Genomic DNA, 15227 nt, shown 5'->3' on the forward strand with positions numbered 1-15227 from the left:
AAGGACGGTACCATCCGATGTAGTTCCCACCCGCTTATATTCGTCATAGGCACTTAGCTTGCCTCCACTGATTAGGAAGTTCAAGATCTGACTCCATTCATCTCCAGTAATGGATTGATAAGAATATGTTTGTTTGATTTCTTTATATACCTTTTCAGGAAAAAATCCATCACCGATTGACAGGGTTAATAAGTACTGGATTAAGACATCAAATGATCGGATGTATGGGATGCGGCTTTCTACGACATTTTGTTCAATTGCCGTCCTCAAAGCTGCACACTCTACCAATTCCAACGCATGTGTGGGAACAAAGTAAATCTTACTTACAGCACCTGGCCGATGTCCACTTCTACCGGCTCTTTGCATAAAGCGGGCGGCCCCTTTAGGACTACCAATTTGGATGATGGTTTCCACCGGTCGAAAGTCAACCCCCAGGTCCAGGCTTGAAGTACATACCACGGCTTTCAATTTTCCTTCATGAAGTGCGTCTTCCACCCAGTCTCTGATCTTTCTTCCAATGGAACCGTGGTGCATGGCCAGGATACCGGCCAGACCGGGAGCGACTTCGAGTATGCGTTGATACCATATTTCACATTGTGATCGTGTGTTCGTAAATATGAGTGTTGACGTACTATTCTTAATGATAGGAATCACCTTATCAAGCAACCGTATCCCAAGGTGCCCTGCCCACGGCAGTACTTCGAGTTCATCGGGAGTCACAGACCGTACTTCAATCTTCTTTTTTATGCTTGATTTGATAATGAGGCCATTTTTTCTTTGAGAATCAATTCCCAGCAAAACATCCAGGGCTTCTTCGAGGTTGCCAATAGTTGCAGAAATACCCCAGGTTCGCATAGCTGGTAAAAAGCCTCTGAACCGGGACAGAGCCAGTTCTACCTGAACGCCTCTTTTGGATCCGATGAGCTCATGCCACTCATCAACTATTACAAAGCGAAGATGTTTGAAGAATGTTTCATATGACCTTCTGCCAATAAGGATGTGAAGGCTTTCAGGAGTTGTGATCAATACATCTGGAGGAGCATTCATTTGTGCCCTTCTTTCTGCAGGGGCTGTATCTCCGGAACGAATGCCAATGGTCCAGGCCAGACCCGGATGTTCAAGAACCTTTTCGCACGACCCACGGATTTCTTTTGTAAGGGCTCGGATGGGTGTGATCCAAATGGCTCTAATGCCTCTGACATTTTCTTCTGATTTTTGGTTGCACAATGCATCCAGAACAATACCCCAAAACAACGCGTAAGTCTTCCCACTGCCGGTAGGAGCATTTACAATACCTTCCTTATTGTTGAGACAGGCTTCCCATGTTTTCACCTGAAAGGGATGTGGTTTCCATCCCCTCGCTTCAAAAAATTCTGCAGCCGGTTTCAATATCTCTTTGCGATCCATATCAGCCGACAACATAAGAAAAAATAAGAGGTAATAGGTAAAAAGAACCCATACACATCTACATTTTAGGGAAGGTTCCCGAGCTCACTTCCCTCGCTCCCTGAGCCTGTCGAAGGGAGCTTGTCGAAGAGCTTGCCCCGAAACCTCGGGGGAGCCTGTCGAAACCCATTTTACATTTTTGGGCCCCAGAGGGACGCATTATGTCAGTGGGATTGTATTACGTTAGCCCTACCGAACCAATGTCAGATCACCCGTTCGTGTGATGGTCTCATCCTCATATTGGACCACTAAACGATAGGCATATACATCAGATGGACAAAGCCGCCCATGAAAGGTCCCGTCCCATCCCAAGTCCGACCTGTTAGTAAGACCATTCTTAAGCGAGTACATCGTACATCCTCTCCGGTCAAATATTTCTAATGATATGATCTCAAATTTTCGATCACTCCAAACTACAAACAAGTCATTAATGCCATCACCATTAGGAGAAAATACATTGGGAATAAATATTGGATAATCTTCGTACACAATAACAAAAACAGAATCTTCGATAGTACAGCCCTCTTCATTTACCCCCAACAAATTGTACCACTCCGTCTGGTTGACTGTTATACTTGATCCGGTTTCGCCTGTCGACCAGATGATTTGGTCCAAATCAGATGCCAGCAAGACCACCTCATTGATACCGTAAACTGTATCATTCGCTATAACATCAAATTCATGATTTCCCTCTATAATGTCCAATTGTAGCGTCACAAAAATGGGACAACCATTGTTGTCAACCAAGGTATCTTCATACAGACCTGCTTCCGTTTGTTGGATATCATTAAACTCAAAATACTCTCCCTCACATATCGTTTTGGTTATGTCTTCTGAAGCGTATGTAAACCGTATCTTATGACTATGCAAAGAATCACATCCGCTTGCCAAATGATGAAGCTGCTCAATAATCGTGTCTTGAACCACTAAAACTCCATCATACATGGTTGAATCTCCAAGACACAATTCGGTCTCCGTATCGCCCTGTAAAAACAAAGGCTCTATAACGATGGTGTCCATCGTCTCACACTCATTCCTGTCAGTGATAGTTACAATGTAAGTCCCGGGACCCAGGTTCGAAAGAGAATCCATCGTCAGTCCGTTTTCCCATTCGTAGTCGTAATCCGGTGTCCCACCAAGTGGAGAAATTAATATACTGGTGCCATATTGACAAGCTTCATTTGCGTCAATGACTTGACTTGACAATTGCAACAAAGGTGGATCTGTCAAGATGATCGTATCACGTATTTCACATCCTCTGTCATCAGTAGCAGTAAATGTATAAGTCCCGCTTGTGAGATTTTGAACAAGTGTGGTCATAGCACCATCGTCCCAATAAAACTCTTCCGGGTCTTCATTAAATTCAAGTTGAATAGAGCCATCTTCGTCTCCATGACATTGGATGCTGTCAACATTTAGAACGTATGACAGGTTTGTGGTCAAAAAGGTGGCATAAAAGAATCTCTCCTCTGAGTAAATATCATCTGCGAATGTTTGAACGGATATGTGACGTGTCCCTTCTGTTATACTGGGAGCATAGTTTCTTAAATAGATGGATTCAAGTGCTTCAATATACTCCTGTACATATCGTTGTGTAGGGGCTTTCAAAACAACCCGCCATTGCGATTGAAAGTCAACATGAATTGGCCCGTCATACGAGATTTCAAATGCTTCATATTGAAGGTCCCAAATTCCTCCGTACAGTTCTACCACCACAGAATCGATATACCCATAATCAGAATCAAGAGCAATGTCATTGGAAAGATAAAGCCGGTCACTACAAGTAGTGTCTGTGCCAAAAGTAAACGGATAGGGCCGTGTATCATCCAAATCTAATGAAAGGCTACAATCGCTGATAAACTCATAGTATGTTCTTGTAGCAAGAGCTGCAATATTTTCATCACGTGAGCAACGCAGGGTGAGTTCGCCGGACCTTACATCCAGGGTATAGATATTTGAAAGGTAGGTGTGGGTAATATCTGCATGCAGATCGGTAGAAGTATTAATAAAGATCTCAACATCACTACAGGAAGTTTCTACCTGTGTCGCTCCCTGTATCGTCATACTGTCCGGTGGCTCCAGTACATGTATAACCTTACTGTCAGAAGGATCATCCATGTTGAGTAAGACCAACTCATTGCGATCGGTAATGAAGTAGATTCTCTCTCTATACCGAAAGGAAGCCGTGGGGTATTTTAAGGAAGGTGGAAGGTCTCCAAGGAGGGTCATGAATTCCATACCTTCGGTAGTTGGGGGCGAACTTGCATTACCTAAATATAACTCTTTTCTATAGTTAAAACGCCAAACCTTTTCACCAAGAAAAATGACTGTTGTATCATTTAAAAAGGAAAAGTCTGAGATTGAATCCAAGCCCTCAATTTCGTGAATTTTAAAATAATAATTGGTCAACTGAGCTTTCTGGTAAAATGTGTATGAAGTATCAATATGGTGAAGTGAACCAAAAAGAAATAGCGATTGGTTTGGACCAGAACTGAAGTTATAAAAGATTTTTCCGTCATATCCTCCCCATATTCCTGTAAAATTGCAATTATCAGCCTCTACTCCAGAAATATCAGTATAAATATTTGTCACCGGAATACCGTATAATACCAAATTCTCAGTAATAATATTATTATACCATATCTCTTGAGAATGAGAAATCCAAATAGTACTGACGATTATTGCTAATAAAGTACAAAGTTTCTTTATTGAAACACCCATTTGTATTATGATATATTGCTAGAAATAAATTGCCCATTTTTCTATTAAGATGCAAGATAATTTCCAAGTAATAATACTATACTATTCCCCTTTTACAATTTTATGGGTTACAAGATTGTTGGCGGTTGTATATTTAATAAGATAAAGACCTTGTTTGATTGAACCAGGTACTTCCAATTTAACCTGACCCAACTTCTTTTCGATCTGAAACTCCTCTTTCAGTACCCGCCTGCCATCAAGTGAAAAAATCTCTACCTCAATTATTTTCCCTTTTACATTTTCAAAGGTAATGTGAATAAAGTTAGAAAATGGAATAGGTTTTTCTATAAAAATGGCTTCAGTTAATAATTCTTGATTGGAATAATTAGCTTTACCCGGTTCTTGTTGCTCTTCAATATTTTTTAAAATTTGTGGTCGAACTTGATCTAATTCACAACAACGATCCCAGATATCAGATCCATCTAATTCTTCCCATTCATTAAAGAAATAAGATTGATACAATTCTAAATTTCCAGCTTTATACTCTTTACATTCATCATCAAAAGCGCAATATTCGTATAAATCGTATATTAATGGATTCCCATTTTCATTCAATCCTCTTGTGTCGTAACAATATCTATAGCCATTAGGTAAATCTAATTCCATTTCAACAATATCGCCATTGGGAAGGTGACATTCTTTTATAACACCACATTCTCCCATCAAAGTATAGTGGATAATACCTTCGCATCCATCATTTTCTCCATTAGGAGTAGGAGGGTCACCAGAGCACTCCAATGTAATTGTAGCTTCGACAAAAATTGGATCCCATATTTCAAATGCAGTGCCACCATCAAATAAACAGCCACCACTATACAGGCAAACCGGATAACCTGCATCACTTATCAGTTCACCTACCAATATTGTCCCATTACTACCTTCGGGAATTACTATTTCTGTACCGTTGCATGCACAACTTAGGATACCACCATCACAGGGATAGTCAGAGTCGAATGGCATATAATTAAATAACTCATGACTATGATTATCATCAGGATTCAAATACCACCCTTCAACATTGATAGTTGGACATTCGGGTAAATATTCAAAATCGACGGGTCCTTGAATTAATCCACCTCCACATACCTGACACGTTAAACAACCCACCAATACATCCAGGAATCCGAAGCCTAAGTTTGTTTCAAATTCTTCCGATATTGATTGTAGATTGTCAAAATAAGAATAACTACATACCCAATTGAGATCTCCAAATGTTTCATACCCTCTGGCGCTACAACCATCACCTGTTTTTACCAAAATACTGTAAGCTCCAGGTGAAGGTGAAAAATGATCAGGACCTGATACTAGAGTGAGATTACCACCATGATACGCTACTTCTGACATAATCCCTCCAACAATGCCTTCCCAATAAATGAACATTGTACCCGAAGGATAAAAAAGAATACCTTGATCACCATCAGTGTTTCCTCTCAACCTAATTACAGGATTATCACTACACTCATCCTCTAAATCGAAGAGGGCCCATAGCTCTCGTGAATCAAAACAATTTGTCCACAGAAAATTACCATCACTATTATAAACATCATTACAGCAGTCATCAAAACATTTTAATTCAACAGAATGGGTTTTAGTATTACCACAGCCATCTTCAACAACAACCGTATACAAATTTGAACCAAGATTGTAAATAATTTCATCATTTGAAATTTCTTCGAGAAAATCATCTGATAAATCCGGAATATACCAAGTTACAAAATATGGTTCACTTGCAGCAATAACTGCCGACAGAATTCCATCGTTCGTCGCTTCTCCAGAACAACCTCGTGAAACAGTCCAATCAATATCAATACTTATAGAAATACAGTCTTTGATTTCATACGACCTGACATCAACACAACCAAGGGCATCAGTAACTGTAACTGTATAAAAACCTTCTGACAGATGTATGATGTCCTGAGTTGTAGCACCGTTTGACCATGTATAAGAGTAAGGAGGTGTGTCGCCAATGATTTCAATATCAATTGATCCGTTAGCCCCATTGTCGGAGGCGTGTTCCAAGTTAATTAATTCAATATCATATATATTATTTGAATACGGTACATTAGAACAATTTATGCCCATGCACCCTTCACTATCTGTGACTGTCACACAATAAACACCTTCATCAATACCAGAAATATCTTCATCAGAAGTGCCATCAGACCAAAGGAATGAATAAGGCGCAATGCCCCCGTCAACTGTAATATCTATATATCCACTTTGAATGCACGTACTACCTTCAATTGAAATAGCGCTTACAAATGGAGGATCATTATATTGAATCACTTCAATACCGTCCCATTCTTCAATACAATCATTAGCATCTGTCAAAGTTACAGAGTAGGATCCGTGTGTTAAATTTTCAATATTTTCTGTGACTGCTCCATTACTCCATAAAAATTGAAGAGGTGGTGCGTAGTCACTACTTAATTCGAGTTCAATTCCTCCATTCGAAAATCCTTCACAATGCACATGTTTGATATGAATATCATCGACAATTTTGTTTCTGCAACAATCATCATCAGGCACAAAAAATGTAACATGCTCTTCACAAAGGTTTACTGTGTTAATAATATACAAACTATATGTTCCGGAACTAATTTCTTCAAGTGAAGTTGGAGCCATTGGGCCTAAAGTAGATCCGTCAGGGAGTATCCAAAATATATCAAATATTACAGAACTTCCACCTGATATTTCTTCAAGAAAAATATTACCTCTTGTATCCCCATTGCAAGCACCTTCTATGTCAATGGCAAAGTTTATATCAAACCCGGTCATACAAAGGTTGAAAGGATATGCAATAATGTACTGATCATCAGAAAAAGATTGATTCTGATCAATAGTCCAGTTACAGTTATGGTCTACATATGGCACTTCAAAGCAATCTTCATTTTGAACACCAGTAGGGCCAATGATACTATTACCATTTAAATCTTCTCCTGTAAATACAAATTGCAAATAGTAATTTTCTCCCTGAATTCCTGATTGAATAATCGAAGAACTTAAATCAAATATTTTAGTTAGACCTGGTGTTCCACTATAATCTATTTGAGCTCCATTTACTTTAAGAGTTATGTCGGGAACTTCCTTATTTAATGTTACTTCTGCAACAAAACTACCACCCAACAACTCTGCTATTCCCAACTGATCCAGGCTTTGAATAAAATAACAAACCATAATGCCTCTTGAGATTGGTTCGCGATAAGCTTCATAAAATACCTGACCGGTGACTGTGTTGATCACTTTGACTCGCTCTACATATGGAGATTCGTCTTCCAGAATTTCTTGAACAAATACATCTTCACATCCGTACTTATCTGTTACAGATATTGTATAAATTCCACCACATAGATTGTCCAAAGTCCAAATAGGTTCTGTAACGTCATCATAACTAGATTCATTTTGTTGATCATCAACAATTTTAATTTTATAAGGTGATAAAATACTTGGCAAGTAGGCATTTATATAACCATCACAATCATCTGAACCAGGATATAGACATCCATTGTCAACCCATACATCATTAATACCTACCTCTATATCTTCAATGGTAATGTCACATTCCTCGGACACAGATATAATTACCGTATAGAGACCTGACTCTAAATCAGAAAGGATAAAATCAGAAATAGTAGCTTCACCATGACCTATGGACCCATTATTTTGGTGAGTCCAATCTACTTCAAAAGGATACTCCCAATCATCGTCAAAATTTGCTTCAATAAAATGAAATATTATTGAGCCTGACGGAGTTGAAAGGCAGGTAGGAGTTGTTTCAATAATCACATAAGTTTGGCATAATAAAATGTTCTTCATAAACAAGATATACAACATAAAACCTATAATAATTATGCATTTCTTCATGATGTAACTGTATCGCTTAATTTAATTTGCAACTTAATTACTCATAATATTTTTACTTTTCTTATAAATAAATCCTCAGTAGTTAAAAAATATAAATCCTATAACTTAATAAAGCAGATATCTACAAATAAAATTTTCCGTTTCATATTAAAATAAAACAATAAAACATATAGTAAAAGCAGAATTATTATTTGTTATCCAAGCTCTCCCATAAAAGGTCATTATCTTCCTTCTTTTTGTCAAGTATAATTCTAGCTCTTTCTTTGGGTACCTTTTTTAATAATTTTACTATAGCCTTATCATCAGAAGGTAAAATGCTTTGAATTTCTTCTAGCAATAGTTCAAGGTTATAATCATTATTGTTTCCTATAAATATTTTCACGAATGGGTACTCTGATAAACTTTCTTCAAACAATTTTTTAGCTAAGAATTTTGAAAGTTTTTCATCATGGTGTAAACTAGCATACCTATAAGCCATAGTATGCCTCTTGCAATGCTTTAGATTTTCAAAATTTTTGATAAAGTATGAAGAGATTTGTTCACTTTCAATTTTTTGATAATATGATTCATTAATAAAGAAAAACTTACATTTCAAGTTGTATTCATTCCAATAGCATTTGCTAATTTTACAATTGTTCATTAACTTAATAAAGTAGTCTTTCAAATCATTAACAAATGGATCAATATAATGAAACTTCAATTTTCCAGAAAATATTTTACATTTATTTAGATTTCTAAATTCAGGTAAAATTACTTTGTAACACATAATTAACCTACACCTTTCATCAACGTCACGAAAAATCTTTTCACCCAATATGAAATCATTATAGTAAATATTAAATATTTCTTGGTGAGATTTATTACCTTTTATTAGATTAAGTGATTTAAGTGTCATCTCAAATCCAACTAAGATTGAGTATTGATCCAATACGAACTCAGGGATTTTTAAATTATTTTGATATATATATGCCCATTCTGCCAAAAAATAGTTCAATTGTTTTTTATATAATTTTATTAAATCACCACACATTGTTGGGTCTTTTAAGTGCATTATTTGCTCGAGTATCTGACTGACTTCTAAGAAATCTGGCTGTTTATTTCTAACAGTTACGGCCGTATCTAATTTTAGATTGAAATCAAACGGTCGAATATAATCTTTAATCGATACGTCAATATACTTAATAGGAAATAATGAGTTTCGAAGTTCGACTATCAAATCAATATTAGATGTTTTTTGACCAAAAAGACTAGAAGAAAAAAATGTAATAAGAAGTACTAGACAATTATTTTTAAACATAAAATTTCAATTTATTTCCATTGCTTTCCTTGAATCTTATTTGTAGGATCAAAAGACCAATCATCATTATCAATTAGTGAATAATTCAATGCTGCTTCAACATTTCTGCATCGTATTTCCTCAAACATTGTTCCAGCCGAACAACTTCCTGCACAAAAGCATACACCATAATTACTAGAATAAGCATCAACGTTTGTTGGATTTCCAGGGTTGACAGTAAAACCATACAACATTCCTGGCACACTATTCAACTCCCAAATATCTTTATATCCATCTCCATCAATATCCCAAAGTGAACTAAATCCAGCATGTATGTTTGGATGAGAAGAATGTGTGTACTGCCATACATCACATTCAATTTTAGCATGTTCAACCTCATGTACTATAGTTGAAAATAAAGTATGAATTCCCTCATAATTAGTAATTGGGTTACAAGTATTTTTGGATTTGTAAAAACCACATCCTTCTCCAAGAATAATTTTATTGTAGGCTGGATCATATCCAGTTACAACAAGCTGAAAATTTGCATTACAAACGAATTGATTCAACTGTGTTGTCACCGTCCCCCCTCGGATTGCAAACTTATTTGAGCCATAAGTAGTGTTTCGCACCAGGGATGAAAGGATAAGTTACACATACTAGACATAGATCACTTCAAGGATTTTTGAATAATGCAATATCAGCTCTAATAGCTTATCAATCTTTTGATAAAAAACCTAGTATCAAATTAGCATATGAAGTCGACCAAAATAAAAACCTCTTGATTGCAGCTTAAACATTATTCACGTTAATTAGTAATTGGGTTACAAGTATTTTTGGATTTGTAAAAACCCATCATATTCAATACTTAACACTAAATCAGTTGGGCTTGTGTCGAAAGAGCAATTATTTATATTATAAAGATTAATTCCAGGAATGCGTAGTAAATTTGTAAATATTGGACTTTGTATCCAATAGTAAAACCAATTAGGAACTAAATTACCGTTTGCATCATAGAAATGTTTTTTATCCTTTTCAAAAAAAACTTCAACAGTTTTTTGAGGGCTGGGATCAGTCGAATACGCTAAAGCATTTGGATTTTGTTTTTCCACTTTTACTATGCCGTGTGTAGGTCCAAGATCACTATTATGAGTAGGGTGGTCAATATCTGGAATAATAGCTGTTCCTTTATGAGTAAAATTAGTTGGTACTAAAGGAATAAATGCATTAAAATATGAGGTGAAAGTATTTTGATTTAGATTACCTATCTCTAAATTATAAGACGAGCCTGTTTTAGGTTTTGCTCGGTAGTATATATGACGACCTATAACTACTTTAAATGGAAAGACACGTGCGACTCCTTTACCAAAGGGACTAATTGTTAGTTGAAAATTTACAACTCTAAATGTAGATGTACAATCCAGACCGACTGAGTTTGTCACTGGATCTTGACAAAATAAAACATTACAATAGCAACATACAACCAATAAAAATAACTTAAGAAAAGCAACCTTCATTTTGTTAATATTTAATCAAAAAATTTAATCATGAGTTTTCAATGCATTTATTCATATTATGACTGTAATATAAGACTTTCCATTCGTTCTTCCTTATTATTCTTTGGATGATATCATACAAACATTAAAACAAGATTCGCTTTTGACCCCAGCGGGGTTGAACTATGTTAGGCTGCATTTGTATGATGTTACTACGACCCCAGTAGGTCGAATTACGTTAGATCAAGAAAATAACTCAAGTTTCGGCAGTTAAAACGAATAAAAAAATGGGTCATCGTATTAATGAGTGTCTGATCCTATATTCATGAATAGATTTTATTTTAAGGGCGAAGTATTCGAGATCACGATATCCATAAGCCTTTCTCTTTAGTACTTTGATTTTATTATTAAGACCTTCAAGTGGCCCGGTTGATATTCTTGCATTGTACCAGTTGAGAATACCGGTACGAAAAGCCAATAGTGTTTTTGCTACTTGCTGAAGTTGCTTAACTCCTGAGTTTGTTGCTCTTTTGCACCAGTTCCTTAGAAATATTAATGCCTCCCTTTTGGTCTGGTGATCCCACATAAGTGTCAGCTCTTCTTTCATATAGTACATCATGGCTAAGGGTTCGTTCATTTTAAGTGCCTCGGTCAATCGTAAGTCTTCTCCCTTTTCTGTGTCTAGGTTATATCCTCTCTTAAGTAGTAGCCATCTGGTTCCTTTGAGAACTTGACGAACACCTACGTTTTGCTCCTGTCGGAACATATCCCTTCTTAGGTCACTGAGCTTATCATTTATCAGCTTCACTATGTGAAACCAATCGAATACCAACTTTGACTTTGGCAAATGATCCGTAACAGCTTTTATAAAAGCTGGTGACATATCTATAGCCACTGCTTTAATCTTTGATCCTGAACGTTTTAGCAATTTCCAGAAGCCATCCAGCGAACTGGCTTTCTTGCCTTTACCTACATACAGAACCTGTCTGGTTTCCAGGTCCATGACAACCGTCATATATTTATGTACTTTGTGAACAGCAAACTCATCTATGGCAATATATTTGACATCCTTTAATCTTGGTTTAGCATAGTGTTTTCGTAGGTGAGACTTCTCTATTTCTTTTACAGTATGCCAAGCCAAGCCTGTATGTGCTGCCACATCTTTAATCGTTCCGTAACTCAACAGTGCCAACACAGATCTGGCTAGTCTTCTTGTATAAGTTTTTTTTATCCACCCAACTCAAATTTTCCTGCCGCGTCACCCCGCATTCCTTGCAAAATAGACGTTGTACCTCCGCTACTATATTCACTACCCGCAATCCTATCGGAACAGTCCTAAAGGTTCTAGTCTTTGTCCCTTTCTTACTCACGTTCTTAATAGCACAATTTGAACATTTCAGCTTTGACGACTTTGTCCCTTACATGTATTTGGATCAATCCAACAGGATAGTCTGTTTTCAAGTAGTCTACATCTCTTAATCCAAATGCCCGTTGTAAAAATGTTACTTCCATTTTTTACCCAAAATTAAGACTTTTCTATCTTAGACATCCATTATTGCGATGAACCTTTTTTTAGATATCGGATCATATTCAAGCAAATATCGTTGCCCCCAACTCCATCTATACATATTGTGATCATCTAAGTAATAAGCAAAGTCCGGATTCATTCGTTGGATTACACATATTGAATCAAATCTTGATTTCAAAATGACAGGCTTAGCCAATTCACTTAACACATATTCTTTTACTGTGGGAGTTTCAGTTATAATTGTATTAATTTTATCTGTAGAATCATCGGACTTATCATTTACCACCGAAGAACTTGTTTGACTTTGATCACACGAAAGTATAGTCATGCCAAAAAAGATCAAAACCTGCCAGGATTTTTTTCATTTATCAAATATTGATGATGTACTAATCAATAAAATGGTGGAAAAAGGAAATGTATAGTAAATTGTTTATAGGTATTTCCAATTATCACCTTTTATTGCTGTATTTACATATTATGCATCAACGTAATATAAGACTTTCCTTTCGTTCTTCCTTATTATTCTTTGGATGATATCATACAAACATTAAAAACAAGATTCGCTTTTGACCCCAGCGGGGTTGAACTATGTTAGGCTGCATTTGTATGATGTTACTACGACCCCAGTAGGTCGAATTACGTTAGATCAAGAAAATAATTTCTGGTAGAAAGTGAAAACCGGGCAGAACGAAGTGAGGACTAATCCCTATATCTTGAAGAAATACTCTCCCATATACCGACATCTGACATCATTCATCATCAAGTCCCATCCCAAACAATGCAAAGTCATACCTGATGGGGTCAGAAGAGTCAAATTGTTTTAGTTGGGTAGTCAATTCCAATACTGCCTTCCAGTCGTTTTGCTTCCTCTTCAGAAGGCCCAACTGCCTGGCCACCCTGCCTACATGAACATCCAGCGGGATGAGCAATTGATCGCTGCGAATTTGCTTCCACAATCCAAAGTCCACTCCCCTGTCATCTGTTCGTACCATCCACCGTAGAAACATATTCAACCTCTTGCACGCGCTACCCTTCAAAGGTGATGACACGTGCTTCCTCGTTCGCTGTGGAATAACGTCAGGACTAAAAAATAACTCTCTAAATCCAATGAGACCCGGACCAATGTGGTCATCCTCACTTGTCATTTTTCCTGTGAAGGCATCCTCTAAACTGTCATACCTTCGGTAATACCACTGTAAAATATGTAAAAAATACAAAGCGTCCACCTCGTTAAAAGTCCGGTGCTTAAATCCTAAGAATTTCTCTCTCTCCTGTTCCCTGTGGTTTATGATAAAGTCGTGAGGTGCACCATCCATAATAGACACCAGGAGGTTTGCCTTGTCTATGATCGTCTGCCTGCGTCCCCATGATAGGATGGCCGTCCAAAAGCCCATGATCTCTATGTCTTGCTTTTTTTGTAAATTGCCTGGGAACAGAAATCGGATCATTTTCAATAAAATGACGTCTATTGTACTTTTCGAAAGCTCTGTCAAGCAACCGTTGTATTTCGATGGTGTTTAAATTCATACAGCTTAGGTCAAAAGTGCTGTAATGACGGCACTTTTTGGCCTTGTTAACCAAATTTAATCATTACCCTTTAGCGCCCAATGACAGCGACCATAACTTATACTATCCTCCTTGCAGTAATCTACTTTGGTAGAAAGGCTTATCACTTGATCGAGAACAATCAATGATCCTCTCCCAAAATTACCTTACAAATATTGGTAGTTAAATTTAGAATGAAATTCATTTTTTCCGATAAGGAAATCACCCATATATCATTGATATCTCTTCAAATTTACCAGGCCCATCCTTTGTAACAGATGAGTCATCGAGACACCCAAAACACCCAGGCCATACTTGATGCTCCTCCTCAAATTGATCGAAGAAGCTTCCTCAAAGTACTTTCGTAGGACAGGTTACTTCAGCGATCTCAAATCCATGATATATGATCTGGGACAACATCTCATTGTCAAAAACAAAGTCATTTGAATTTGAATTGAAGTTGATTCGCTCCAGTACCGTCCGGCTAAATGACCGGTATCCGGTATGGTACTCAGATAACTTATAATTGACCAGCAGATTTTGAGTAAACGTCAGAAATCGATTAGCCAAAAACTTATATATTGGCATACCTCCCTTCAGGGCACCCTTCCCCAATATCCGCGAACCCAGGACGACCGGGTACAAATCATCGCCGATGATATTGACCATAGCAGGGATCAACTTGGGTGTGTACTGATAATCCGGATGAAGCATAATGACAATGTCTGCCCCGATCTCCAGCGCCTTGTTATACAATGACTTTTGATTGCCGCCGTATCCCTTATTGCTTTTATGTCTGATGACATGCCGTATCCCGATCGAACGGGCCAGTTCAACAGTGTTGTCACTACTGGCATCGTCACACAATATAATGTCATCAACCAGATCTTTTGGAATCTCTTTGTACGTTTTTTCCAGTGTTTTCTGCAGCATTATAAGCAGGCAAAACCACGACCACTTTTTTTTGTTTGTACATGAGTTTGTTACATTATCATTTAAGGCACTCGTTTATATTAAATGCACTTTTTTCAATTCTGTCGCTTAATGGCGGCACAAGTTAAACAGAATCTACTGAGGCTTCAAATGATAATATGCGCTTATTCAATAATTGGGCAGACTGTTGGATCGCCCCATTTTCCATGCCAAATGGAACACCAAGAGTTTCATAAAATGCTTCGACGGGATAGTTACTTTCCATTCTCATCATTTCCTTCAGACACCGGACCTGATGTATGCTATCATTTTTCTCATTTTCATGAAAAATAATAGCGGAAATTTGGGCAATGCCATACTCAATAAACTGAAATGGCAT

Annotated in this window: 12 protein-coding genes and 1 pseudogene; all 13 read right to left on the reverse strand. The window is 37.2% G+C overall.

Features of this window, described 5'->3' with window-relative positions:
• Window positions 1-1407: DEAD/DEAH box helicase (locus ACOQO5_RS03070; protein ID WP_420580211.1), on the reverse strand; the 1407-nt coding region annotated here is incomplete at its 3' end.
• Between the two features lie 228 nt (window positions 1408-1635).
• Window positions 1636-4167 carry a T9SS type B sorting domain-containing protein gene (locus tag ACOQO5_RS03075; RefSeq protein ID WP_420580212.1) on the reverse strand — a complete coding sequence of 844 codons (2532 nt, stop codon included), beginning with the start codon at window positions 4165-4167 and terminating at the stop codon, window positions 1636-1638.
• A gap of 81 nt (window positions 4168-4248) precedes the next feature.
• The gene (locus ACOQO5_RS03080) at window positions 4249-8022 is read right to left on the reverse strand and encodes a T9SS type A sorting domain-containing protein (RefSeq protein ID WP_420580213.1); all 3774 of its coding nucleotides are present in this window, start codon (window positions 8020-8022) and stop codon (window positions 4249-4251) included.
• A gap of 235 nt (window positions 8023-8257) precedes the next feature.
• Window positions 8258-9367: a hypothetical protein gene (locus tag ACOQO5_RS03085; RefSeq protein ID WP_420580214.1), complete on the reverse strand. Its 1110-nt coding sequence runs from the start codon at window positions 9365-9367 to the stop codon at window positions 8258-8260.
• 11 nt (window positions 9368-9378) lie between these two features.
• Entirely contained in the window at window positions 9379-9915 is a 537-nt protein-coding gene (locus tag ACOQO5_RS03090) for a hypothetical protein (protein ID WP_420580215.1), read from the reverse strand.
• A 255-nt stretch (window positions 9916-10170) separates the two neighbouring features.
• Entirely contained in the window at window positions 10171-10863 is a 693-nt protein-coding gene (locus ACOQO5_RS03095; protein ID WP_420580216.1) for a hypothetical protein, read from the reverse strand.
• 271 nt (window positions 10864-11134) lie between these two features.
• Window positions 11135-12073, reverse strand: a complete 939-nt coding sequence (locus ACOQO5_RS03100) for an ISL3 family transposase (RefSeq protein ID WP_420580582.1) — start codon at window positions 12071-12073, stop codon at window positions 11135-11137.
• Window positions 12006-12212 (reverse strand): transposase family protein, encoded by a 207-nt coding sequence (locus ACOQO5_RS03105; RefSeq protein ID WP_420580217.1) that lies wholly within the window; start codon window positions 12210-12212, stop codon window positions 12006-12008. Before ACOQO5_RS03105 ends, ACOQO5_RS03100 begins: the two co-directional genes overlap by 68 nt.
• Before the next feature lie 4 nt (window positions 12213-12216).
• On the reverse strand, window positions 12217-12354 hold the full coding sequence (locus ACOQO5_RS03110; RefSeq protein WP_420580218.1) for a hypothetical protein: 138 nt from the start codon (window positions 12352-12354) through the stop codon (window positions 12217-12219).
• Window positions 12355-12383: 29 nt separating this feature from the next.
• On the reverse strand, window positions 12384-12698 hold the full coding sequence (locus tag ACOQO5_RS03115; RefSeq protein ID WP_420580219.1) for a hypothetical protein: 315 nt from the start codon (window positions 12696-12698) through the stop codon (window positions 12384-12386).
• A gap of 421 nt (window positions 12699-13119) precedes the next feature.
• Window positions 13120-13818, reverse strand: a complete 699-nt coding sequence (locus ACOQO5_RS03120; RefSeq protein WP_420580220.1) for a TIGR02757 family protein — start codon at window positions 13816-13818, stop codon at window positions 13120-13122.
• 330 nt (window positions 13819-14148) lie between these two features.
• A pseudogene (locus ACOQO5_RS03125) lies at window positions 14149-14891 on the reverse strand (glycosyltransferase family 2 protein).
• 81 nt (window positions 14892-14972) lie between these two features.
• Window positions 14973-15227: a hypothetical protein gene (locus ACOQO5_RS03130; protein ID WP_420580221.1), complete on the reverse strand. Its 255-nt coding sequence runs from the start codon at window positions 15225-15227 to the stop codon at window positions 14973-14975.

It is taken from the genome of Reichenbachiella sp. (assembly GCF_965223055.1).
Classification (GTDB): Bacteria; Bacteroidota; Bacteroidia; order Cytophagales; family Cyclobacteriaceae; genus Reichenbachiella.

Coding starts and splice junctions, on each gene's coding strand:
- ACOQO5_RS03080 (WP_420580213.1), bottom strand. CDS start 8,022: ATGAAGAACATTTTATTATGCCAAACTTATGTGATTATTGAAACAACT.
- ACOQO5_RS03120 (WP_420580220.1), bottom strand. CDS start 13,818: ATGATCCGATTTCTGTTCCCAGGCAATTTACAAAAAAAGCAAGACATA.
- ACOQO5_RS03075 (WP_420580212.1), bottom strand. CDS start 4,167: ATGGGTGTTTCAATAAAGAAACTTTGTACTTTATTAGCAATAATCGTC.
- ACOQO5_RS03095 (WP_420580216.1), bottom strand. CDS start 10,863: ATGAAGGTTGCTTTTCTTAAGTTATTTTTATTGGTTGTATGTTGCTAT.
- ACOQO5_RS03110 (WP_420580218.1), bottom strand. CDS start 12,354: ATGGAAGTAACATTTTTACAACGGGCATTTGGATTAAGAGATGTAGAC.
- ACOQO5_RS03130 (WP_420580221.1), bottom strand. CDS start 15,227: ATGCCATTTCAGTTTATTGAGTATGGCATTGCCCAAATTTCCGCTATT.
- ACOQO5_RS03085 (WP_420580214.1), bottom strand. CDS start 9,367: ATGTTTAAAAATAATTGTCTAGTACTTCTTATTACATTTTTTTCTTCT.
- ACOQO5_RS03115 (WP_420580219.1), bottom strand. CDS start 12,698: ATGACTATACTTTCGTGTGATCAAAGTCAAACAAGTTCTTCGGTGGTA.